This window comes from Pantoea sp. CFCC18177 (assembly GCF_059412425.1).
This window is the reverse complement of sequence record NZ_JBNBPL010000004.1, coordinates 93533-113502: the sequence shown is the minus strand read 5'-3', so window position 1 is coordinate 113502 and position 19970 is coordinate 93533. Positions and strand designations below refer to the sequence as shown.

The window sequence follows — 19970 nt, the reverse complement described above, 5'->3', positions numbered from 1 at the left end:
GCCGTATTATGCGTAACTGCTCGTCGCTGGCAAGATGTTAATTGTTGCGAGGCGAAACGATACTCTACCGCTTCTCAGTGGATGGATGATGAAAATAAATGATGGGAAACCATCAATAAAAACCTTTTAAAGCGCAGGGGGAGTCATTACTCTTTGCTGCGTTGTTAAGATTTAATTAATTCCGTGATTTGAATGTAAAAACTTACCTCGTTGTTAATCTAATAAAAGCCCACTGGGCAACGTCCTAATTAATCCATTAATCCTTATTGATATGGCTCAATGCCAGGCACAAATACGTCTGATATTTGGCCCGGTTTGCAATGTGAAAGCAGGGAAAATATGAAACGCAGAGAATTCCTCACCTCCATGACCGCATTGGGCGTGGCTTCCTCGATCCCGACGCTGACTAAGGCTGAAGAGGTCAATGGCGGTCAGCCTTGGGAACCCGGCAAAGTCCAGACGCCACCCGCACCACCCCGCAAAGGCGGCCTGCAATATCTTACTCAACATGAATTCGACACCGTTGGTGCTATTGCCGAACGTTTTATTCCGGCCGATGAAACCAGCCTCAGTGGCAGAGAGGCCGGCTGTGCCATCTTTATCGACCGTCAGCTAGCGGGTGATTACGGCAATGCGGTCGCGATCTATCGTTTGGGTAAGTTTGTCAAAGGTACGCCAGAACAAGGGCCGCAATCTCCGCTGACGCCTGCGCAACGCTATCGCCTTGGCATTGCCGCACTGGACAACGCTATGCAGCAACACTATGGCAAAAACTTTCTGTCGCTGAGTGGCGAACAGCAGGATCAGGTACTGACCGCCATGGAGAACAACAGCCTTAATTTGGGTGAAGAGGTGGAAACCAAGGTGTTCTTTGAATTGCTGCTACAGAACGTGCGTGAAGGTTTCCTCGCTGACCCGATTTACGGCGGCAACAAAGACATGACCAGTTGGAAAATGATTGGCTTCCCCGGCGCGCGTTACGATTTCCGTGACCTGATACCGAAAAAAGGGCAAAAGCTCAACATCATCCCAACCAGCCTGATTGATAACACCCTTTAATTTTCGCCTTAGCTGAGCAATAAAAACATGAATAACGTCCGTCCAAAAGCTGATGTCGCCATTGTCGGCCTGGGTTGGTGTGGCTCTTTGATTGCCGAAGAGTTGACGCGCGCCGGTCTGAATGTCGTTGCCATTGAACGTGGCCCATGGTTTGAAACCGCCACTGATTTTCCGCCGTCGGTCGATACCGATGAACTGCGCTGGGATACGCGTCGCAGCATGCTGCTGCCCCCCGCCGTTGAAACCACCACTTTCCGAAACAACACTACGCAGACCGCTCTCCCTACCCGTGAGTGGAACCTGAATGAGCTGGGTTACAACGTAGGGGGTTCCGGTACGCACTGGGCGGGCATGGCATGGCGTTTCACCCCCTTTGATTTTGAGCCTTACACCCAGACAATAAAGCGATATGGCAAGCAGCAGATCGCCAAAGGTGTGATCCTGCAGGACTGGGGGGTGACCTATGACGAGCTGGAGCCTTTCTACGACCGCTTCGAGAAAATTGCGGGGGTGTCGGGCAAAGCAGGTAAGTTAAACGGCGAAACTGTGCCTGGCGGCAACCCGTTTGAGGGAAATCGCAGCAGCGAGTACCCCTTACCCGCGCTGGAAAGCATGCGTCTGACCGATATCTTCGCGGAAGGTGCGAAGAAGATAGGTCTCAATCCCTTTATGGTGCCCGCGGGCCAGGCGTCACGCGCCTATGTTAATCCGCTTGGTGTTCGCATGGGTCCTTGCACCTATTGCGGTTACTGCCTTTATTACGGCTGCGGTAACTTTTCCAAATCCAGTCCGAACGCCTGCGTAATCCCGGCGTTGATGCAGCGTGAGAATTTCACCGTATTAACGGATTCTGCCGTTGTCCGTGTGAATAAAGCTGAAGATGGTCAAACCGCGACCGGGGTGACCTATCTCGATAAAAACAAAAAAGAGTGGGTACAGCCTGCAGATATCGTCATCTTGTCTGCATTCCAGATGCAAAACGTACGACTGTTGCTGCTGTCGAAAATTGGGGTGCCTTACAATCCGGTGACCAAAACGGGGGTAGTGGGACGTGCCTATAGCTTCCAGACCGTCTCTGGCGCAGCGATCCACTTTAAAGATGAGAACCTGAACCAGTACATCGGCGCCGGTGCGCTCTCAACTCAGGTTGATGACTGGAATGGCGACAACTTTGACCATACTGGTCTTGGCTTTATCGGTGGTGCAGGCATTCTGGTGGTTGCGCGCGGGGCGCGTCCGATTGGTAACGCAGATGCACTGCCGCCAGGCTCTCCACGTTGGGGTAAAGACTGGAAGAAGGCCTATACCCACGCTTTCCAGAACACCACTTTTATATTCGGCCAAGGCACTAGCTACTCACACGAAGATTATTATCTCGACCTCGATCCGGAATACAAAGATGACAATGGCAATGCCTTGCTGCGCGTCACCTTTGACTATAACGATAACGACCGCAAATCAGCGAAATTTATCGAGGAGAAAAGCGTCGAGATAGGTAAAGCGATGGGGGCAGAGCTGGTGCTAGGCACAAACTCTGCCACCGGCGCGTACTCGCCTTACAACTTCGCCAGCGACCACACCATTGGTGGTGCGGTGATGGGAACCGATCCGAAAACGTCAGTGCTCAACCGCTACCAGCAGTGCTGGGATACCCACAACGTGTTTGTGCTTGGGGCCTCTTCATTCCCCAACAATGCCGGATATAACCCGACCGGCACGATTGGGGCACTGAGCTTGTGGACGGCGAAAGCCATTATTGAGCAATACCTGAAAAATCCAGGTCCGTTGGTAAAGGTGTGAGATGAAAAAGACCAAACTGATTGCGGGTGTGGCGGTGGTCGCTGCGGCTGTCGCAGCGGGTATGCTGTGGATCAACGGCGATACCTCAGCGGATAACGTCGCCAGCGACAAGATATTGACCAGCCAGCCGCCCACGGCAGCAGATAGTGCCGCTATTGAACGTGGACGCTACGTCGCCATCGCCAGCGACTGTACCGCTTGCCATACCATGCCGGAGAGCAAGTTGCCATTGGCTGGGGGTTATAAGATAAGCACCCCGTTTGGTGGCATTTATGCCAGCAACATTACGCCGGATACCGAAACCGGGATCGGCAGCTGGACAGAACGTGATTTCTTCCGCGCGGTGCGTCACGGTAAAGGTAAAGAGGGCGAACATCTTTATCCTGCCATGCCATACAACGCTTACGTGAAGCTGACCGATCAGGATATGCATGATCTGTGGATGTATATGCGTTCGGTGAAGCCAATCCATTATCAGGTGCCGGAAACGAATCTGGGCTTCCCGTATAACATTCGTCTGGCCATGATGGGCTGGAACCTGCTGTTCTTTAAAAACGCGGGATTCCAGGTGGATAACAGCCAGTCGGCGCAATGGAATCGCGGTGCGTATCTGGTGGAAGGGCCAGAACACTGCGCAGCCTGCCATACGGCGAAAAACCTGATTGGTGGCGACAGTAGCGATTATCTGCAGGGCGGCAATCTGGGCGAGTGGCATGCGCCTGATATCACGCCTAATCCACATACCGGCATCGGTAGCTGGACCGAGCAACAGGTGGTGGACTACCTCAAGCTCGGCAGTAACCACGTTGCGGTTGCGTCAGGCCCTATGGCTGAAGCGGTGACCAACTCAACGCAACACCTGACGGATGATGATCTCAAAGCGATCGCGGTATATCTGAAACAGGTGCCAGCATCTACCACCTCATTGCCTCAGCCACTCTCGCTGGATAATGCGCAGATGAAGATGGGGGAGAATGTCTACTCGGCCAACTGTACTGCCTGTCACAACAGCGACGGTAAAGGGATCCCCAATCTTGCGGCGAGCCTGGCAGGCAATCCTGGCCTGTTAGCCGATGACGCTTCTTCCATTATCACTACGGTGTTGCAGGGTGGGCGCGGCGCTGTGACGGCCGGTAACCCCACCAGTGGTGCGATGCCATCCTTCGCCTGGAAGCTCTCTGACGAGCAGGTGGCGGCGGCAGCGACGTATTTACGCAATAGCTGGGGGAACGCAGCTAAACCGGTGAGCGTTGAAGAGGTTGCCAAAGCACGTGCTCAACTGGCACTCCCGGAGCAGATGGCATCACACTGAGTGAGTTAACTGATAAAGGCTGCCATCTCTCTGGAGGTGGCAGCCTTTTTTGTTGGCTGCAGGGGAGTGCTGTTCTGCTGATTTTACTTTTGCAGTTTAGTAATTATTTAAACTACCGACACTGTAATTACCTTTAAGGTGTACAGTTTGTTGGTGTCTGTACAAATATGTTGGTTAATTATTGATTGCTTATTTAATCAGGAATTTTAAATAATCATTAATAAATAAAGAGAAAATCATTAATAAGCGAAGCGGTAATTAGTGAGAAATCGATCAAGAAATGATCGATTTTTTGATGGGTTCGATGGGAATAACTCTCCTGGCGAAGCTAATCTTGCACTTAAGCGAAGCGCTAATACACGACAGGAGAGTGTTGTGAAGAAGGTTAGCCAGACTAACCCTGTATTATCTCAGATAGCGTGTTATTTACGGCGGCTGATCTTTCCTCCTTTCCTGCCGGCCTCTACGGCACGGTTAGGATCATTTTTAAAATTGCCGCCGCTCACCTGGCCTCCCTTGCGGCCTGCTTCAGCTGCGCGTTCCTTATCCTCGGCGAAGTTCCCTGTGCCCCCACGACGTTGCGTCTTTTTCTCTTCCTCTTCAGGATGCTTGTTAGGGTCCGTCATGCGTTCTCCTCGTTATATTCATACCAACGTAAAGCAAAAATAAATGTAGTGTTGTTTTTACCATAATCAAGCCAGGATTAATCTTAAGTTTTAATATCTCGGGTTTTGTTGTTTAACTATGAGTCAATTAAAGCCTGTTTTTGATGTGCGAGATTAAGATAAATTATTGTTATCTCATTTCATAGTGCTAGTAAAGTAAGTTGTAGGGGAATATAAGCGAAGCGGTAGCTTGTCTGTTATTAATCACATAAGTAAAGCAGCTTGAGTTCGCTGGTGTGTTTACTTGTCCTCCATAGGTTAATAGGGGAGCCTACTAAGGCAGTCTTATCGCTTCGCTAAATGGGAGAAATAATTTATGCCATTCAGCAAATGCAGAAGAAGATGTCGAACGTGGTGAACATGAAAGAAGTGTTGTCACAAATTAACCAGGCCAGCACTGAACAGGCTGACGGTATCAGCCAGATTAATACCGCGATCAGCCAAATCGACATCACAACTCAGCAGAATGCCTCTCTGGTCGAGCAGTCGCTGGCAGCTTCGGCCATGTTGAGCGAGCAAGCAGCCAATATGGTGCAAAGCGTCAGCGATTTTACTCTGCGAAACACGTGATCTTGCCGTAATGCTTGTCCGTTAAGCGACTGACGATAACGCCGTCTGGGGCCGCACCGGGGCTGGCGGTCCTCGCGCCGCTACGCGGTGCCTTCACTTCACTCGTCTGCCTTACGGACCGGTGCCGATGGAACATCCATGTTCCAGCGCCACCTTTCGCCCGCGTCCTGCGGGCTCTCCTGGCATACTCGCTCAGCTCAGCGCTGCGAAATGCCAGCCCCGGTGCGGCAGTAGTGGCGGCAGAGCCCGCACAGAAAAGAAAGGCCACTTATCAATACGCACCAACATACCTATCCACTTCTCTGCTTGAATGGGCCGCATTATGCCCTTGCCGCGATAACTGAAGATCTTGAGTCGATAGCCGATAATGCCTGATGCTGCATGGAGCAGCATAATTAAGGGAAATAATAATGAAAAAGGTGTTGTTAGCTTTAGCCGTTCTAACGTTGGTGGGATGTGCCAGACCTTATGGATCAGCGGATACCATCATTAATCAGCAACTGGTGACACCGGATGCCAGTAAGAAACAAACACCAGTTACCGTCACGCGCTTAAAACAATTTATTGGCAGTGCCAGCGGCGGGACATGCAAATTTGTCGTGAATGTAGATGGTCACGATGTCGCGATGCTGCGTCAAAATCAGTTCGTCACTACCTATCTGGAAAATGGTTTGCACAAATTACGCGTCAGCAATGACTGTTCCGTGATGAGCCTGGGCATGCGCAAATCACTCGACATCATTGCAGATGGCACGCCACAGGAATACGCCACCGAAGTTGGGTTCTGGGGCCAGTATCGCATGTGGCGCACTCAATAAGTCACAAGTCGATCACCAGGTTCGCTGACTTACTGCGTGAGCAGCACAATGCAATGTACTGCTCAGCGCCGGATTTTTCGGCGTCAGACTGAACGGTATCGCGGTGATCGATCTCGCCTTCAGTGACACGCGTCAGGCACGCGCCGCACATGCCCATTTCACACGAGAGCGGCACATCGACACCGTTTTCCAGCAGCACACGGGCGATGGTTTGATCGGGAGAAACAATGCATTGCTGCCCGGTACGGGCAATCGTGACAGTGAAACCTTCATCAATAGCCATTGATGTGGGAAGCGCGGGCTTAAACGCTTCGGTGTGAATGTTCTCACTGCGCCAGCCGCGAGCCGCGGCCTGCTGCGTAACCTGCTTCATGAACTCTTGCGGACCGCACAAATAGAGATGGGTATCCTCCGCGATCGTCAGCAACTCGGCGGGAAGGTGGTCGCGTGGACTGTGGCCTTCACTGCTGTACCAGATTTCACAAAAGCCGTGCGCAAAGGACTTTGATAGCTGCGCCAGAAAGGCTTCATCGCCACGCTGTTTCACATAGTAGTGCAATACAAAGGGCACGCCAGACAACTCCAGCGCTTCCGCCATGGCATACAACGGCGTGATACCAATACCGGCGGCCATCAAAATCACTTTGCCTGCGGGTTGCAGGGGAAACAGATTGCGGGGTACCGAGATACTCAGCACCTGCCCCGGCCTCAGCGAGTCATGCACGTAACGCGATCCACCACGTGACTGACGATCGCGCGCAATACAGATTTGATAATGGCTGCGTATGCGGCTTTGACCGGTCAGCGAGTATTGACGAACCAAACCATCACGTAAATGAACATCAATATGTGCACCCGGCTGCCATTCGGGCAGTGGCTGACCATTTTCCGCGACCAGATTGACGCTCAGGTTATGACGACCCTGACGGTAGATACCATCCACTATAACCTTCAATTCTGTTTTCATGGCCGCCTCCACTACACCAGAAAGAATTCACCAAAGCCCATGCGTTTCAGGCCACGACGATAGGCGATGGAACTGCGGTCTGCCGGAATGTGCGCTTCCAGCGCCAGATCCAGTGGCAAACGTTCCGGTTTTTGCGTTTCGACCATCAAACGGTCTTCTTCAAACACCTTTAGATTGAAGGCGTGCACGTCTTCCACTGGCACGTGCAGATCGAAATTACGCGCGATGGGGGCAAACATCCGTGTTTTCCGGGCAGATACCGGAGAAGCCGCATTCATGATCACCAACCGTGATTCACCGGGAAAATGGATGGTGAGTGTGGCGGTAAAGGGCAGATGCATTTCAAAATGACGCAACCATTCAAACCCTTCAGGGGCTTGCTGCGGACTGTCGGCGGCGAAGTTGCTCACAGAGCTCCAGTAATCCACGGCAAAACCGGTGTCGGTTTCAACGGGGTTGTAAGCCGGCACGATCTGATTATTGGGATCGGCAAAGGTTTCAGTGTGCACCCACGCAAAATGTGCCACATCCAGGAAACCTTCCACCTGACGACCAGCGAACCCATCTACTTCAAAACCGGGGCAGTTAATCTGCTGAAAACCGACGTCATCCCAGTGAGGCATACTCGGCAAAGGTGACGGATTATCCGCATCGGGCGCGATGCACACCCAGATCAACCCGAAGCGCTCTTCAACTTGATAACTGATCAAATTGAGCTTGGCAGGAATCGGTTGGCCTGGACTGGAGGGAATGCGATTGCAACGCCCATCTTCACCAAAGCGCAAGCCGTGATAAGGGCAAACCACGCCCTCTTCATCATGAAAGCCGAGTGTTAATGGAACGCCGCGATGCGGGCAGACGTCCCGCGCGACCACGACTTTGCCATGAATCCGATAGACCACTAATTGTTCGTCCAGCAGGACAGCTTTACCCGGCGCGCCAGTGATATCGCAAGAACGCGCCACAGGGTGCCACTGACGCGCCAGGCGCAGCCAGTCATCGGGCTCGAACGTACAGTGTGCAGGAGGAGTCGGTGTATGCATGGTGATGTTCCTGTTTGTGGCTCACAAAAGGCCTTGCTGAAAGACTTCATTTTTGTCAGGACATTGTGAATAATTAGCCCTGTACAAATCCATCAGCAAGAATTCACTAAACTGTTGCAAAAATCAGTACAGGTGACGCATGAGTCCGTTTTCACGTTTTTCAATCTATTTTGCGGAAGTCGCGCGCAGTGGAAGTTTGCGTAAGGCCGCTGAGAAACTGCATGTCTCGGCATCGGCGATTAACCGACAGATATTGCAGGCCGAGGAGAGCTTTGGCACGCCGCTGTTTGAACGCTTGCCAGAAGGGCTGCGCATGACTACTGCCGGAGAGTTGCTGTACGATGATGTGATGCGCTGGCAGCGGGAATTTCGCGTTACGCGGCAACGCTTCGACGATATTCAGGGTTTAAAACGCGGCAATGTCAGCGCGGGTTTGGTGCAATCACTGACCAAAGGACCGGTAGCAGATGCGTTCGGTGACATTGCACGTGAGCACCAGTGGCTCCGGCTTGAACTCACCGTGGATAACAGCCATGCCATTAGTCAATTGATCCGCCAGTCGGCGATCGATTTTGGTCTCATTCTCGACCCGGCGGGGCAGAGTGGGTTGGATGTGCTGGCGTTTGCCGAACTGGAGATGGGCATAGTGATGGCACCTTCCCATCCGCTGAGCAAACAAGGTTCGCTGTCACTAAGCCAGCTGAGCACGGAACGTCACATCATTCCCGGTGATTCACTGGTGGTGCATGAGCGTGTGGCGGCGTTGTACCGAAAACAGGGCATGGCACCGGATAACAGTATCGCCTGCAATGATATTCGGTTGATTCGAAGTTTGGTGGCGCAGGGCACGGGGGTATGCGTGCTGAGTTTGTTGGATGTGATGACGGAAGTACAAGAGAAGCAGCTCTGTTTTGTGCCGCTTAAAAACAGCGTGATGCGCCCGCTGACGCTGGCACTCTGTACTGCGCCGTCGCGTCAGTTGTCACGGGCGGCGCAGAACGTGATTCAGCGCATCACGCTGGTTATTGATCAGATGGGGCGTTAAGCGTCAGTGGCCTGCTTCGGGAACTTATTACGCAATTTTTGCAGCTTTGCCGGAATGTTAATCATGCAGAAGGCGTTTTCTTGACCCTCTTTTTCCCAGAAATTCTGGTGATAATCTTCCGCCGCATACCACTCTGCCAAGGGTTCCAGGCGCGTCACCAGCGGTTTCCCGAGTTCGGCTGCTGCGCGGGCAATGCCTTGTTCTGCGGCGATGCGCTGCGCATCGCTGGTGGGGAACAAGGAGGAACGATACCGGGAGCGGACGACGCCATCTTTGATATTTTCCTGCGTCGCGTCATGGGTGGCAAAATGGATATCGAGTAAGTCGTCGTAACTGACAATCGCCGGATCAAATTCGATTTTAACCGCTTCCGCATGACCGGTGGTGTCACTGTAAACCTGGTCATAAGTCGGCGAAGGCAGATGGCCACCGATATAACCACTCTCCACGCTTAACACGCCATCAATGGACTGGAAAATCGCTTCGGTACACCAAAAACAGCCGCCGGCAAAAATAGCTTGTTCACGCATTAGCTTGAATCCCTGAACGCAGAAAATAATGGTGCGCATCTTACAAGAACACAGCGGGTAATTGTAGACGCGTCACTGTTAGCAAAGGCTTTTAAATTGCCGCGTAATCGCCTGTTCCCTCTGGCCAAGGGGTTAACAAATCAAACCCCGTTTCGGTGACAGCGACGGTGTGTTCCCACTGTGCAGACAACGAACGATCTTTGGTCACCACCGTCCAGCCATCAGACAGCACGCTGGTGCCCGCTTTGCCTGCGTTAATCATCGGTTCGATGGTGAAAATCATGCCTGCTTTCAGTTCGAGGCCGGTGCCCGGTGTACCATAGTGCAGAATTTGTGGTTCATCATGATAAACCTGACCGACACCGTGACCGCAATATTCACGAACCACCGAGAAGCCGGCTTTCTCCGCCACTTGCTGAATGGCGGCACCAATATCACCCAGCGTGGCACCGGGTTTCACCACCTTAATGCCCGCCACCATCGATTCGTAGGTGATTTCGACCAGGCGTTTCGCGCGAACGGAGGGCTCACCGACGTAATACATGCGGCTGGTGTCACCGTACCAACCGTCTTTGATAATGGCGACGTCAATATTTACGATGTCGCCTTGCTTCAGTTTTTTATCGCCAGGAATACCATGACACACCACGTGATTCACCGAGGTACAGGTGGTTCGGGTATAGCCGTGATAGCCAATGTTCGCGGGCACGACTTTCAGCTCATTAACGATATAGTCGTGGCAAATGGCGTCCAGTTCATCGGTGGTTACGCCCGGTTTGACGTGAGGGGTGATAATTTCAAGCACTTTTGCTGCGGCCTGTCCGGCGGCACGTGCCAGTTCGATTTCTGCAGCGGTGTGTATTTTGATGCTCATTGCGCGATTCCTTGCGAAGTGTAAGTAGGCTGGTCGAGCAACTGCGCTAAATCAGCGCCGCCGTCGCGTTCGACGCGCATCAGCAGGCGCGTCAACTCATGATGACTCAGATGGGGATAAAGTTCGGCCAGCATACCGATTTTCATCCAGTGTTCAGCCTGCGCATTGATCGAACGGCTCAGCGCGGTGCTGGCAACGCGGAGATTCTCATGCATCAGGTCCGATATTTTAACGATACCCATTATCCAGTCCGTATATGAAACACATATGTTTTGTATATAGGTTACGTGCATTTTTGCATTGTGCAAAGAAAAAATTGGCAGGAACAACCACGCCGAAGACATGGCAAGGTTAATAGCAAACGGGATGACGAGATTGTCAGGGGAGTTTTATTCGTTAAAAGGGAGAAGCCAGTCCTTGGCCGATAACATCCTAAAGCGCTTTATTCAGACTTCGTTGGAGGACGGCGACTTATTTTGCCTCCTTTCCGACCCGCTTCAACGGCGCGTTCAGGATCGTTTCTGAAGTTGCCTCCGCTGGCTTTGCCTCCTGCTTTGCCCGCTTCTCTCGCACGAGCAGGATCGTTAGCAAAATTCCCTGCACCGCCTCTGTAGCTCTGTTGTTTCATAGGAAGACCTCGTATCAATGTTCCAAGAGATTTGAGGACTAGCTAGTCACGCCATAATTTTAGTGTGTTGCTGCCGCTGCGCCAGTGAGCGGCAACGCAATTTTTGATTTGTAAGCTTTATCGTACAAAAAAAACGTTACTCTCCGATTTAAAAAAAACAGTGTTCACGATTTAATGTTTTTTTTACTCTTCTGATAATCATCATGAATATTTTAAATATCGATGCAAACTATTGGGCTTCGCAGGGATTATCAGCATTGCTGAATGACAAGGGGCATCAGTTACTGGCTTGTGTTTCTATTAGTGAAGCGAAGCAGGTGCTCATATATCAGCATGTTGATGCGTTAATTCTTGAACTCAAAACCGAGGTTGATGATGTAGAGGCCACTTATGTCTTCCTGCGTCTGCTACAGGCGTTGTATCCCCATGTTAACGTGGTGATTTTGACAGAAATAACGGATTCAGCCTTGCTCAACTTTTTTGCTAACGGCCTGTCTTCTGTCATTATTTTGTCTAAAGCCATTGCTTTGAAAAAAATCATTCAGGGTTTAAACCTGTCAGGTGAGGACAACGGGAATATCCGTTTTAGAGGAGGGGATTCTTCATTGTCACCGCAGGAATTCAATATGTTGAAGTGGTTTTCACAATACAGCAGTCAGCGAGAAATCGCGATGCGTCTTAATCTTAACAATAAAACCATCAGTCATTATAAACGCTCCATTTCCTTAAAGTTGCATTGCGGTAATAATGTTCAGTTTCATGATTGTTTGATGAAGTATGGTTTTAATCGGAATATTTTATAACAATCAATCTTTGGTTATGTTCTGTGCTTTTACTGATTGCCGCTCAGTCAGTGAATCCCTACCTGTGAAATAGAAAATGCTGACTCAGAATGTGCGGATACCGCGCTATGCGCGTTGAGCATAAATCCGGATCATTTGCCGTTTAACAGGTCTTTGACGGGGTGAATGTGAGGAGCTGTCCGGTAGGTGAAAAAATGGCAGTGGTGCTGCTGGATGACCATCCAATGATTCGGTTATCTTTGGAGATGGCAGTCAGTAACCAACATGATATGCAGATCGTGGGGAGTTTTGGCCATAGCCGGGACCTGTTGCACTGGTTGCAGCAGCATCAGGTTGATGTGTTGGTGCTGGATTATATTCTTGGGCACGATGAGCTGGATGGTTTATCACTGATTAAAATGATTCTCACGCATCACCCTCATTTAAATATTCTTCTCTACTCCTCTATGGAAAATCTGGCAGTGATACGTGCTGCATTTCAGCGCGGTATAAAAGGCTACCTTTCTAAGAGAGAAGACGCGAAAACCTATTTACAGGCATTGCGTGTGGTGTGTCGTGGGCAGCGCTTTATCCCGGAACACATTGGGGTCGAATTAGCCAAAATCCCAATGCGCAAATGTGATGGAACCGTATTAGATATGCCGGCAGCAGAGAAGAATGATCTTTTGATATCACGACTGGATAGCATGCTTTCTCCACGTGAAGCGGAGGTGATTCGTTGCATTCTTGATGGCATGAGAAATAGCGAAATCGCAGAAAAACTCAAGCGCAGCCGCAAGACCATTAGTGGGCACAAACAAGCAGGAATGAAAAAACTGGGTATCAACAGCGATCTGGAATTGTTTAAATATCGCGATGACCTTTTCTTTTGAAACATCTGCCGCGCACACCGTTAGTCTCATCGAGAAAAAAGCATGTATCCCTGAAGCTTGAGAATTTCCGTTCGCAGGAGGAAAATATCCTCTTTTACCAGGGCCGGGAATTGTCATGCTGATCACTTCTGAGAGCACGCGTACATTTAATACTGATATTCGTCTGGCTTGTACGCTAGCGGCGGTAGCGGGTGCGCTTAATACTGCGGCATTTGAGACGGTGGGTTTTTTCTCCGCCAACATGACCGGCAACGTCTCCTCTCTCTCCGACCATCTGGCAAAAGCAAATTTCCACGTCGGCCTGTTTTTTCTGCTGATAGTGCTGCTGTTTATTGCGGGTTCGTCGGTATCAACGATGATCATTAACTCGGGGCGGAGGCGGAAAATTCAGGGTATTTACGCCATCAATATTCTGCTGGAAGGGGTGGCACTATTAGCACTTGGCGTGGTTGAAAGCTGCTTTCGGTTCAGTGAATCTGGTGTTTTACTGATTTTAAGTCTGAGCTTTCTGATGGGATTGCAAAATGCTGTGGTAACACGCATATCCAACGCACGTGTCCGCACCACCCATGTATCCGGCACGGCAACGGATATTGGCATTGAATTGGCGATGTTGCTGGATGTGTTGCGCCGTAAGGAATCCCCTAAGGACGCACCACTCTACATTGAGCGTCTTAAGCTGCACTTTTTCACCGTGCTGGCCTTTCTCGCCGGTGGTGTGCTCGGTATTTTGCTGCTTCAGGCAATGAGTTATAAGTTCTTAATCGTTATCGGCGTATTACTCACTGCACTGGCGCTATCGGCGTTGCAGCGTGCCGGTTATTTGCTTCACTCCTGAATGAGAGTTGATGTATCTCACATTTTTCAGTGCATTTTTAAAAAACTCCTTGCTACTTTTCATTGTAGCTAAGCAAGATAGCCGGCGTTAAGGATTGTTACTGTTCGGCAGGCAAAACCTGAGGCGCGCCCTCTCTCGATGTGAGAGGGCGCGCCTCAGGTTTTTTTTTGCATGAAATTCGGGGCGTTTTGCAGGAGAAAGAGTGATGCAGTATCAGGAACTGGCAGATGACATCGTCGCAGGTGTGGGTGGCAAAGAGAATATCCTTAGTGTGATGCACTGTGCGACCCGCTTGCGTTTCAAGTTGAAAGAGAGCCAAAAAGCGCACACGGCGACGCTGAAAAACAATCCCGGCGTGATCATGGTGGTGGAAAGTGGCGGTCAGTATCAAGTGGTGATAGGCAACCAGGTGGCAGAAGTATATCGTGCGCTGACTACGCGCTATGCACTGGATAATCAACCTGATGCCGAAGATGACGCACCGCAAAACTTATTTGCCCGCTTTATCGATCTGGTTTCCGGGATCTTTACCCCGTTTATCGGGGTGATGATTGCCACGGGCATCATTAAGGGCCTGCTGGCGCTGGCGTTAGTGTTAGGTGTGATGGAGGTAAGCGGCGGCAGTTACAAAGTGCTGTTTGTCGCCAGTGATGGCCTTTTCTACTTCTTGCCGATTCTACTGGGTTACAGCGCTGGGAAAAAATTCGGCGGCAATCCTTTTGTCAGTATGGCGATCGCCGCGGCGCTGGTGCATCCGATGATTCTGGAAGCATTGCAACAGCAGCAGGCAGGTCATCCACTCACTTTTGTCGGCATTCCATTAGAGATCCTCAATTACAGCTCATCGGTGATTCCGATTATTTTCGCCGCATGGGTCTCCAGTCGGGTTGAGCGTTGGGTCCATCCGCGTTCACCGAGTGCGGTACGAAACTTCACCACGCCGCTGGTCTGCTTGCTGATCACGGTACCGTTAACCTTCCTCGCCATTGGCCCAGCCGCTACGTGGTTGAGCCGCATGCTGGCAGAAGGCTATTTATGGATTTACAGTCTCAGCCCAATGATGGCTGGCGCGGTAATGGGAGCCATCTGGCAGGTGTGCGTGATTTTTGGTCTGCATTGGGGATTGGTGCCGATCATGCTCAACAACCTGGCCAATTTTGGTCACGACACGCTGTTGCCGTTGTTGATGCCCGCGGTGTTGGGTCAGGCCGGTGCCACGCTGGGCATTTTCCTGCGCACCCGTGAGGTGAAACTCAAAGCAATGGCAGGCTCAGCTTTCACTGCCAGTATTTTCGGCATTACGGAACCCGCCGTTTATGGCGTCACTTTGCCGCGTCGTCGTCCGTTTATTTTTGGCTGTATTGGTGGGGCCTTGGGCGCTGCCATTCTCGGCTTCTGGCACACCACCATTTATTCGTTCGGCTTTCCCAGCATCTTCACCTTTATCCAGGTTGTGCCCGGCAGCGGTATTGACGCCAGCGTATTGGCAGCCTTCGGCGGCGCGACGGTTGCCCTGTTGTTTGCCTGCGTGACGACCTATCTGTTCGGATTGCAGGAGCCGATGCCGACAGTTACCGTCCCGGAACCCACCGTTTTGCCCGCGGCAACGCCACTCACGCGCCGTGAAAGCGTGCTGAGCCCGATAACGGGCGAGGTCATTCCGCTGAACAACGTAAAAGATGAAACCTTCTCCAGCGGCTTACTGGGTAAAGGCGCAGCCATCATTCCACAAGTCGGGCGCGTAGTATCACCAGTAGATGGCGTGGTGTCATCGATGTTTCGAACCGGTCATGCGATTGGTCTGACGTCCGCTCAAGGCGCAGAGGTGCTGATTCACGTTGGGCTCGATACCGTAAAACTCGACGGACAGTATTTTCATCCGCAGGTCAAAAACGATCAGCCGGTGAAAATAGGCGACGTACTGCTGGAGTTCGATATCAAGGCAATCAAAGCCGCGGGATACGATCTCACCACGCCGGTGTTGGTGAGTAACAGTGATGACTTCATTGATGTGTTGACCCTTAACAACCGAGCGGTGAGTGAAGGCTCGCCGTTGCTGGCCGTACTGAAATAACCAAGGAGCAAGAAAATGACTACACGTTTCCCAGACGCATTCTTATGGGGTGGCGCTGTTGCTGCCAATCAGGTTGAAGGTGCCTGGCAGGCGGGCGGCAAAGGGCTGTCGACCTCAGATCTGCAACCTAAAGGGATATTCGGTGCGCGCGTGGAGCGCAGCGGTGATGATTTTGGCATCAAGGACACCGCGATTGATTTTTATCATCGCTTCCCGGAAGACATTAAGCTGTTCGCTGAGATGGGTTTTACCGTGCTACGGACCTCAATCGCCTGGACGCGTATTTTCCCTCAGGGTGATGAAGCTGAGCCGAATGAAGAGGGCCTGGCATTTTACGATCGCCTGTTTGACGAGATGGCGAAATATAACATCACGCCATTGGTGACGCTGTCGCATTACGAAATGCCCTACGGATTGATCAAGCAATACGGTGGCTGGGGCAATCGCATCACTATTGATTGTTTCGAACGCTATGCGCGCGCGGTGTTTACCCGCTTCCAGCATAAAGTGAAGCTGTGGCTCACTTTTAATGAAATCAATATGTCGTTACACGCGCCGTTTACCGGCGTGGGTTTGCCGGAAGAGAGCAAACAGCAAGCTATTTATCAGGCTATTCATCATCAACTGGTGGCGAGTGGACGTGCGGTGAAAGCGTGCCACGAAATCGTCCAGGACGGAAAAATCGGCAACATGCTGCTGGGGGCATTGCTCTACCCATTGAGCTGTCGCCCGGCGGATGTGCTGGAGACGCTGCAACAGAATCGTGAATGGCTGTTCTTTGGCGATGTACAAGTGCGCGGAGCCTATCCGGCCTACATGAAACGCTTTTTTGCCGACCGCGATATTTCGATCACCATCACTGATGCCGATAAACGCGACCTGCAGAACACGGTTGATTACATCTCTTTCAGCTATTACATGACCGGTTGCGTCACGACCAATGAAGAAGAGAACCAGAAAGCGCGTGGCAATATTTTGTCCATGGTGCCCAACCCGCATCTTGCCAGTTCGGAGTGGGGCTGGCAGATCGATCCTGAAGGGCTACGTATTCTGCTGAATATTCTGTATGACCGCTACCAGAAGCCGCTGTTTATTGTGGAAAACGGGCTGGGAGCTAAAGATGAAGTCGACGCGGATGGCAGTATTAATGATGATTACCGCATTCAATATCTCAATGACCATTTAGTACAGGTGCGTGAGGCGATTGAGGATGGTGTCGAGGTGATGGGCTATACCTGCTGGGGGCCGATTGATTTAGTCAGCGCTTCCAAGGCTGAGTTCTCCAAGCGTTACGGCTTTATCTATGTCGATCGTGATGATGCCGGCAATGGCACGCTGGCGCGCTCGCGTAAGAAGAGTTTCTTCTGGTATCAGGACGTGATTCGCAGCCATGGCGAGGCCCTAAAGTAATACGATTACCGGGCGCAGCCGCGCCCGGTTTTATGCCTCATCGGCATCTTCCTGCAAGGCCAGCGTCTCTTTGCGCACGCGCTCGATATGAATCGTGAGAAACATGCGTTCTTCCGTCGACAGGGCATACAAATATTTCTGTTGGATATGTTGATCAATCTTCACTGAGCATTGGTAAGCGAGGGGATATTTATCCCTGACCACGTCATGCAAAGACTCATCTTCACTGCAGACACCGCGTTTTCCGAGCATGCGTTGGGCGAAAAACTTCAGGTGATTGACGAAGCGGTTATAACTCAGGCTGTCGGTACGGTAATCAAGCTGCAATCGATACTTCACGATGTGCAAGATTTCCTGCATGAATTGGGTGACATGTGAGACATCCGCGAAGTCGCTGCCGAGTTGCGCATTCACCAGATGCAGGGCAATAAACGCGGCTTCATCGTCAGGCAACGCCACGTCCAGGCGTGTGTTGATGAGTGCCAGCGCCTCAATGCCCAATTGATACTCTTTGGGATAGAGCGTTTTAATCTCCCACTTCAGCACATTTCGAATGGGAATACCTTGCTGATGACGCTCGATGGCGAAATGGCAGTGGTCGCACAGTGCAATGGACAGACTCTCATGCAAAGGCTGACCTAACTGCTGCCGCGCATTTGCGATTATCAGTTCGCTGGTGGTAATCACCTCCAGTGGGATATCCGAAAGTAATTCGCTTAATCGCCCGGTGAGCCCATCACTTTGCAGCGCAAACACCTTCTCAATCTGCTGGGTATCCAGCGCATCTCCCACGCGTTTTTGAAAGGCCAGTCCGCGTCCCATGACCACCTGCTCTTTGCCGTGTTCACCCAGCACGACCACGACGTTATTGTTGAGTATTTTTGCGATTTTCATTTTGTCTGCCCTGAAAAAAGAAAAAACCCGACCCACCGGGAGGACGGCGTGTCAGGTTTTGCCTGCGTTGCACGCAGTAACAATCTGCCAGGATCATAATCGGGCCAGCTTTTCCGACAAGTGTGGTGACCCTTAAATGTGAGTTACGTCATGTTTTATTAAGAGCGGACATTTTGCTGTGCAACACCGCAAACCCGCCTGCAATGCGGCTTCTGCACTGGTTTAGTGCGAAAGGTAAGGTTGTTCGTAAGGATAGTGTAAGGAAATGATCAGTTTTTATTTAAGGTTTGCCTTAAGTTGCCGATAGTACCGTAACGTCAAAATAACAGGAGTTACGTACATGGCCGGGATTTCAACATTAGGTGTGGGTTCAGGATTGGGTTTAAGCACTATTCTGGACAAGCTGACAGCGGCGGAAAAGCAGTCGCTGGCGCCCATTTCGAAGCAGCAGTCCGCCGCGACGGCGAAGCTGTCTGCCTATGGCACACTGAAAACTGCAATTCAGGCTTTCCAGACGGCGAACACCAAGTTAAAAGATGCCGCGCTGTACACGGCCACCTCGACGACTTCCAGCTCCAGCGCGTTCAGCGCCGATACCAATGGCAATGCGTTGGCCGGAAAATACACCGTCAGCGTGGCGCATCTGGCGCAGTCACAAACCCTGACCAGTGAAAAATCGAATGATGTGAAAACCGCCATCGGCAGCGATGCGGCGTCACGCACGCTAAAATTTGTCACCGAAGACGGCAAAGAGCACAGCATCACGCTTTCTAAAGAGCAGACATCACTGTCTGCACTGCGTGACACCATTAACAAGTCAAATGTCGGTATCAGCGCCAGTCTGATCAAGGTTTCCAGCACGGAGTTTCGTCTCTCTCTGACCTCTTCTGCCACTGGCACAGAGCACGCGGTGAAATCGTTAAGCGTGACCGGTGACGACACACTGCACAGTTTTATTGGTTTTGATGCGGCCGATCAGACGAACAGTGGGTTGAAGCAGAGTGTTGAGGCGCAGAATGCCAGCCTGACAGTCAATAATGTTCCGATCGAAAGCAGCAGCAACACCATCACCGATGCTGTTGAAGGCATTACGCTGAAGCTGAATGACCAAACCACCGGCAACCAGACGTTAACGGTCAGCAGCGATACCAGCAAAGCCAAAACGGCGATTACCGAATGGGTCAATGCTTACAACTCTCTGCAAGACACCATCGGCAATCTGACAAAATACACGCCGGTAGATGCAGGGAAGGATCAGGACACTAAAAACGGCGCATTGTTGGGCGACGGCACGCTGCGTAACATTCAGACGCAGCTAAAAAGTATTCTGGCGAATTCATCAGGTTCAGGCGTGTATAAAACCTTGAGTCAGGCAGGAATTACCACGGACCCGACCGACGGAAAACTGAAACTGGACGCGACTAAGCTCACCAGTGCAATGAATGTACGCCCGGATGGCGTTCGCGATATGTTTACTGGCGACGGCAAGAAAACCGGCGTGACAACTGTGCTGGACACCACCTTTACCGCGTTTCTCAGCAGCAAAGGGGTGTTGCAGGGCGCAACCGATAGCATCAGTAAGAAGCTGAATCAATTGACGGATCAGTACAACACTTCGAGTAAGCGTATTGATGACAAAATTGCTCGCTATAAAACCCAGTTCACCAATCTGGATAAGATGGTCAGTGTGTTGAATAACACCAGCACCTATCTCACCCAGCAATTCGAAAATATCAGCAACAGTAGCAAAAAATAATCTGCCAGTTCG

At 51.2% G+C, this 19970-nt stretch carries 20 protein-coding genes; 12 read left to right on the top strand and 8 right to left on the bottom strand.

What is annotated here, in order from left to right; all coding sequences use genetic code 11:
- The first annotated feature begins 339 nt into the window (after positions 1-339).
- From ACPUC8_RS06065 to ACPUC8_RS06055, 3 genes are read left to right on the top strand one after another with little or no spacing between them, the layout of a single operon-like run.
- Positions 340-1059 (top strand): gluconate 2-dehydrogenase subunit 3 family protein, encoded by a 720-nt coding sequence (locus ACPUC8_RS06065; protein ID WP_494925766.1) that lies wholly within the window; start codon positions 340-342, stop codon positions 1057-1059.
- A 27-nt stretch (positions 1060-1086) separates the two neighbouring features.
- Entirely contained in the window at positions 1087-2859 is a 1773-nt protein-coding gene (locus tag ACPUC8_RS06060) for a GMC family oxidoreductase (protein ID WP_494925765.1), read from the top strand.
- Position 2860: 1 nt separating this feature from the next.
- Positions 2861-4171: a c-type cytochrome gene (locus ACPUC8_RS06055; RefSeq protein WP_494925764.1), complete on the top strand. Its 1311-nt coding sequence runs from the start codon at positions 2861-2863 to the stop codon at positions 4169-4171.
- Positions 4172-4593: 422 nt separating this feature from the next.
- Here ACPUC8_RS06055 and ACPUC8_RS06050 read toward each other — a convergent pair whose 3' ends face one another.
- A complete protein-coding gene (locus ACPUC8_RS06050) occupies positions 4594-4797 on the bottom strand; it encodes a con-10 family general stress protein (protein ID WP_034822638.1) in 204 nt (67 codons plus the stop codon).
- A gap of 339 nt (positions 4798-5136) precedes the next feature.
- Between ACPUC8_RS06050 and ACPUC8_RS06045 the strand changes: the two genes are divergently transcribed.
- Entirely contained in the window at positions 5137-5406 is a 270-nt protein-coding gene (locus tag ACPUC8_RS06045) for a hypothetical protein (RefSeq protein WP_039337490.1), read from the top strand.
- Positions 5407-5816: 410 nt separating this feature from the next.
- A complete protein-coding gene (locus ACPUC8_RS06040; protein WP_039337206.1) occupies positions 5817-6224 on the top strand; it encodes a hypothetical protein in 408 nt (135 codons plus the stop codon).
- 1 nt (position 6225) lies between these two features.
- On the opposite strand, the gene ACPUC8_RS06035 is transcribed toward ACPUC8_RS06040, so the two are convergent.
- Complete coding sequence (locus tag ACPUC8_RS06035) at positions 6226-7191, bottom strand: PDR/VanB family oxidoreductase (protein ID WP_039337208.1); 966 nt, start codon at positions 7189-7191, stop codon at positions 6226-6228.
- Positions 7192-7202: 11 nt separating this feature from the next.
- A complete protein-coding gene (gene hpxD, locus ACPUC8_RS06030; protein WP_039337210.1) occupies positions 7203-8234 on the bottom strand; it encodes a molybdenum cofactor-independent xanthine hydroxylase subunit HpxD in 1032 nt (343 codons plus the stop codon).
- 139 nt (positions 8235-8373) lie between these two features.
- Here hpxD and ACPUC8_RS06025 point away from each other — a divergent pair, with 139 nt between their 5' ends.
- Positions 8374-9279 (top strand): LysR family transcriptional regulator, encoded by a 906-nt coding sequence (locus tag ACPUC8_RS06025; protein ID WP_039337212.1) that lies wholly within the window; start codon positions 8374-8376, stop codon positions 9277-9279.
- Here the strand turns inward: ACPUC8_RS06025 and msrA are convergent.
- From msrA to ACPUC8_RS06005, 4 genes are all read right to left on the bottom strand, one after another.
- Entirely contained in the window at positions 9276-9809 is a 534-nt protein-coding gene (msrA, locus tag ACPUC8_RS06020; protein ID WP_494925763.1) for a peptide-methionine (S)-S-oxide reductase MsrA, read from the bottom strand. The genes ACPUC8_RS06025 and msrA overlap by 4 nt on opposite strands.
- A 91-nt stretch (positions 9810-9900) precedes the next feature.
- On the bottom strand, positions 9901-10683 hold the full coding sequence (map, locus tag ACPUC8_RS06015; protein ID WP_494925762.1) for a type I methionyl aminopeptidase: 783 nt from the start codon (positions 10681-10683) through the stop codon (positions 9901-9903).
- On the bottom strand, positions 10680-10925 hold the full coding sequence (locus ACPUC8_RS06010) for a ParD-like family protein (protein WP_039337220.1): 246 nt from the start codon (positions 10923-10925) through the stop codon (positions 10680-10682). The genes map and ACPUC8_RS06010 overlap by 4 nt, the downstream gene beginning before the upstream one ends.
- A 200-nt stretch (positions 10926-11125) precedes the next feature.
- The gene (locus ACPUC8_RS06005; protein ID WP_072016973.1) at positions 11126-11311 is read right to left on the bottom strand and encodes a con-10 family general stress protein; all 186 of its coding nucleotides are present in this window, start codon (positions 11309-11311) and stop codon (positions 11126-11128) included.
- A 203-nt stretch (positions 11312-11514) separates the two neighbouring features.
- Here ACPUC8_RS06005 and ACPUC8_RS06000 point away from each other — a divergent pair, with 203 nt between their 5' ends.
- The 5 genes from ACPUC8_RS06000 (at position 11515) to ACPUC8_RS05980 (ending at position 17308) form a co-directional block, all read left to right on the top strand.
- Positions 11515-12114 carry a helix-turn-helix transcriptional regulator gene (locus ACPUC8_RS06000; RefSeq protein WP_039337226.1) on the top strand — a complete coding sequence of 200 codons (600 nt, stop codon included), beginning with the start codon at positions 11515-11517 and terminating at the stop codon, positions 12112-12114.
- Between the two features lie 194 nt (positions 12115-12308).
- A complete protein-coding gene (locus tag ACPUC8_RS05995) occupies positions 12309-12986 on the top strand; it encodes a response regulator (protein WP_494925761.1) in 678 nt (225 codons plus the stop codon).
- 115 nt (positions 12987-13101) lie between these two features.
- Entirely contained in the window at positions 13102-13824 is a 723-nt protein-coding gene (locus tag ACPUC8_RS05990) for a YoaK family protein (RefSeq protein ID WP_494925760.1), read from the top strand.
- Positions 13825-14029: 205 nt separating this feature from the next.
- The gene (gene bglF / locus ACPUC8_RS05985; protein ID WP_039331934.1) at positions 14030-15898 is read left to right on the top strand and encodes a PTS beta-glucoside transporter subunit IIABC; all 1869 of its coding nucleotides are present in this window, start codon (positions 14030-14032) and stop codon (positions 15896-15898) included.
- 15 nt (positions 15899-15913) lie between these two features.
- Positions 15914-17308, top strand: coding sequence for a glycoside hydrolase family 1 protein (locus ACPUC8_RS05980; protein WP_039331936.1), 1395 nt, complete (start codon positions 15914-15916; stop codon positions 17306-17308).
- Between the two features lie 30 nt (positions 17309-17338).
- On the opposite strand, the gene licT is transcribed toward ACPUC8_RS05980, so the two are convergent.
- The gene (licT, locus tag ACPUC8_RS05975) at positions 17339-18202 is read right to left on the bottom strand and encodes a BglG family transcription antiterminator LicT (RefSeq protein WP_039331938.1); all 864 of its coding nucleotides are present in this window, start codon (positions 18200-18202) and stop codon (positions 17339-17341) included.
- A 340-nt stretch (positions 18203-18542) separates the two neighbouring features.
- Between licT and fliD the strand changes: the two genes are divergently transcribed.
- Positions 18543-19958, top strand: a complete 1416-nt coding sequence (fliD, locus tag ACPUC8_RS05970; RefSeq protein WP_039331940.1) for a flagellar filament capping protein FliD — start codon at positions 18543-18545, stop codon at positions 19956-19958.
- The last annotated feature ends 12 nt before the right edge of the window (positions 19959-19970 follow it).

Coding starts and splice junctions, on each gene's coding strand:
- ACPUC8_RS06065 (WP_494925766.1), top strand. CDS start 340: ATGAAACGCAGAGAATTCCTCACCTCCATGACCGCATTGGGCGTGGCT.
- ACPUC8_RS06060 (WP_494925765.1), top strand. CDS start 1,087: ATGAATAACGTCCGTCCAAAAGCTGATGTCGCCATTGTCGGCCTGGGT.
- ACPUC8_RS06055 (WP_494925764.1), top strand. CDS start 2,861: ATGAAAAAGACCAAACTGATTGCGGGTGTGGCGGTGGTCGCTGCGGCT.
- ACPUC8_RS06050 (WP_034822638.1), bottom strand. CDS start 4,797: ATGACGGACCCTAACAAGCATCCTGAAGAGGAAGAGAAAAAGACGCAA.
- ACPUC8_RS06045 (WP_039337490.1), top strand. CDS start 5,137: ATGGGAGAAATAATTTATGCCATTCAGCAAATGCAGAAGAAGATGTCG.
- ACPUC8_RS06040 (WP_039337206.1), top strand. CDS start 5,817: ATGAAAAAGGTGTTGTTAGCTTTAGCCGTTCTAACGTTGGTGGGATGT.
- ACPUC8_RS06035 (WP_039337208.1), bottom strand. CDS start 7,191: ATGAAAACAGAATTGAAGGTTATAGTGGATGGTATCTACCGTCAGGGT.
- hpxD (WP_039337210.1), bottom strand. CDS start 8,234: ATGCATACACCGACTCCTCCTGCACACTGTACGTTCGAGCCCGATGAC.
- ACPUC8_RS06025 (WP_039337212.1), top strand. CDS start 8,374: ATGAGTCCGTTTTCACGTTTTTCAATCTATTTTGCGGAAGTCGCGCGC.
- msrA (WP_494925763.1), bottom strand. CDS start 9,809: ATGCGTGAACAAGCTATTTTTGCCGGCGGCTGTTTTTGGTGTACCGAA.
- map (WP_494925762.1), bottom strand. CDS start 10,683: ATGAGCATCAAAATACACACCGCTGCAGAAATCGAACTGGCACGTGCC.
- ACPUC8_RS06010 (WP_039337220.1), bottom strand. CDS start 10,925: ATGGGTATCGTTAAAATATCGGACCTGATGCATGAGAATCTCCGCGTT.
- ACPUC8_RS06005 (WP_072016973.1), bottom strand. CDS start 11,311: ATGAAACAACAGAGCTACAGAGGCGGTGCAGGGAATTTTGCTAACGAT.
- ACPUC8_RS06000 (WP_039337226.1), top strand. CDS start 11,515: ATGAATATTTTAAATATCGATGCAAACTATTGGGCTTCGCAGGGATTA.
- ACPUC8_RS05995 (WP_494925761.1), top strand. CDS start 12,309: ATGGCAGTGGTGCTGCTGGATGACCATCCAATGATTCGGTTATCTTTG.
- ACPUC8_RS05990 (WP_494925760.1), top strand. CDS start 13,102: ATGCTGATCACTTCTGAGAGCACGCGTACATTTAATACTGATATTCGT.
- bglF (WP_039331934.1), top strand. CDS start 14,030: ATGCAGTATCAGGAACTGGCAGATGACATCGTCGCAGGTGTGGGTGGC.
- ACPUC8_RS05980 (WP_039331936.1), top strand. CDS start 15,914: ATGACTACACGTTTCCCAGACGCATTCTTATGGGGTGGCGCTGTTGCT.
- licT (WP_039331938.1), bottom strand. CDS start 18,202: ATGAAAATCGCAAAAATACTCAACAATAACGTCGTGGTCGTGCTGGGT.
- fliD (WP_039331940.1), top strand. CDS start 18,543: ATGGCCGGGATTTCAACATTAGGTGTGGGTTCAGGATTGGGTTTAAGC.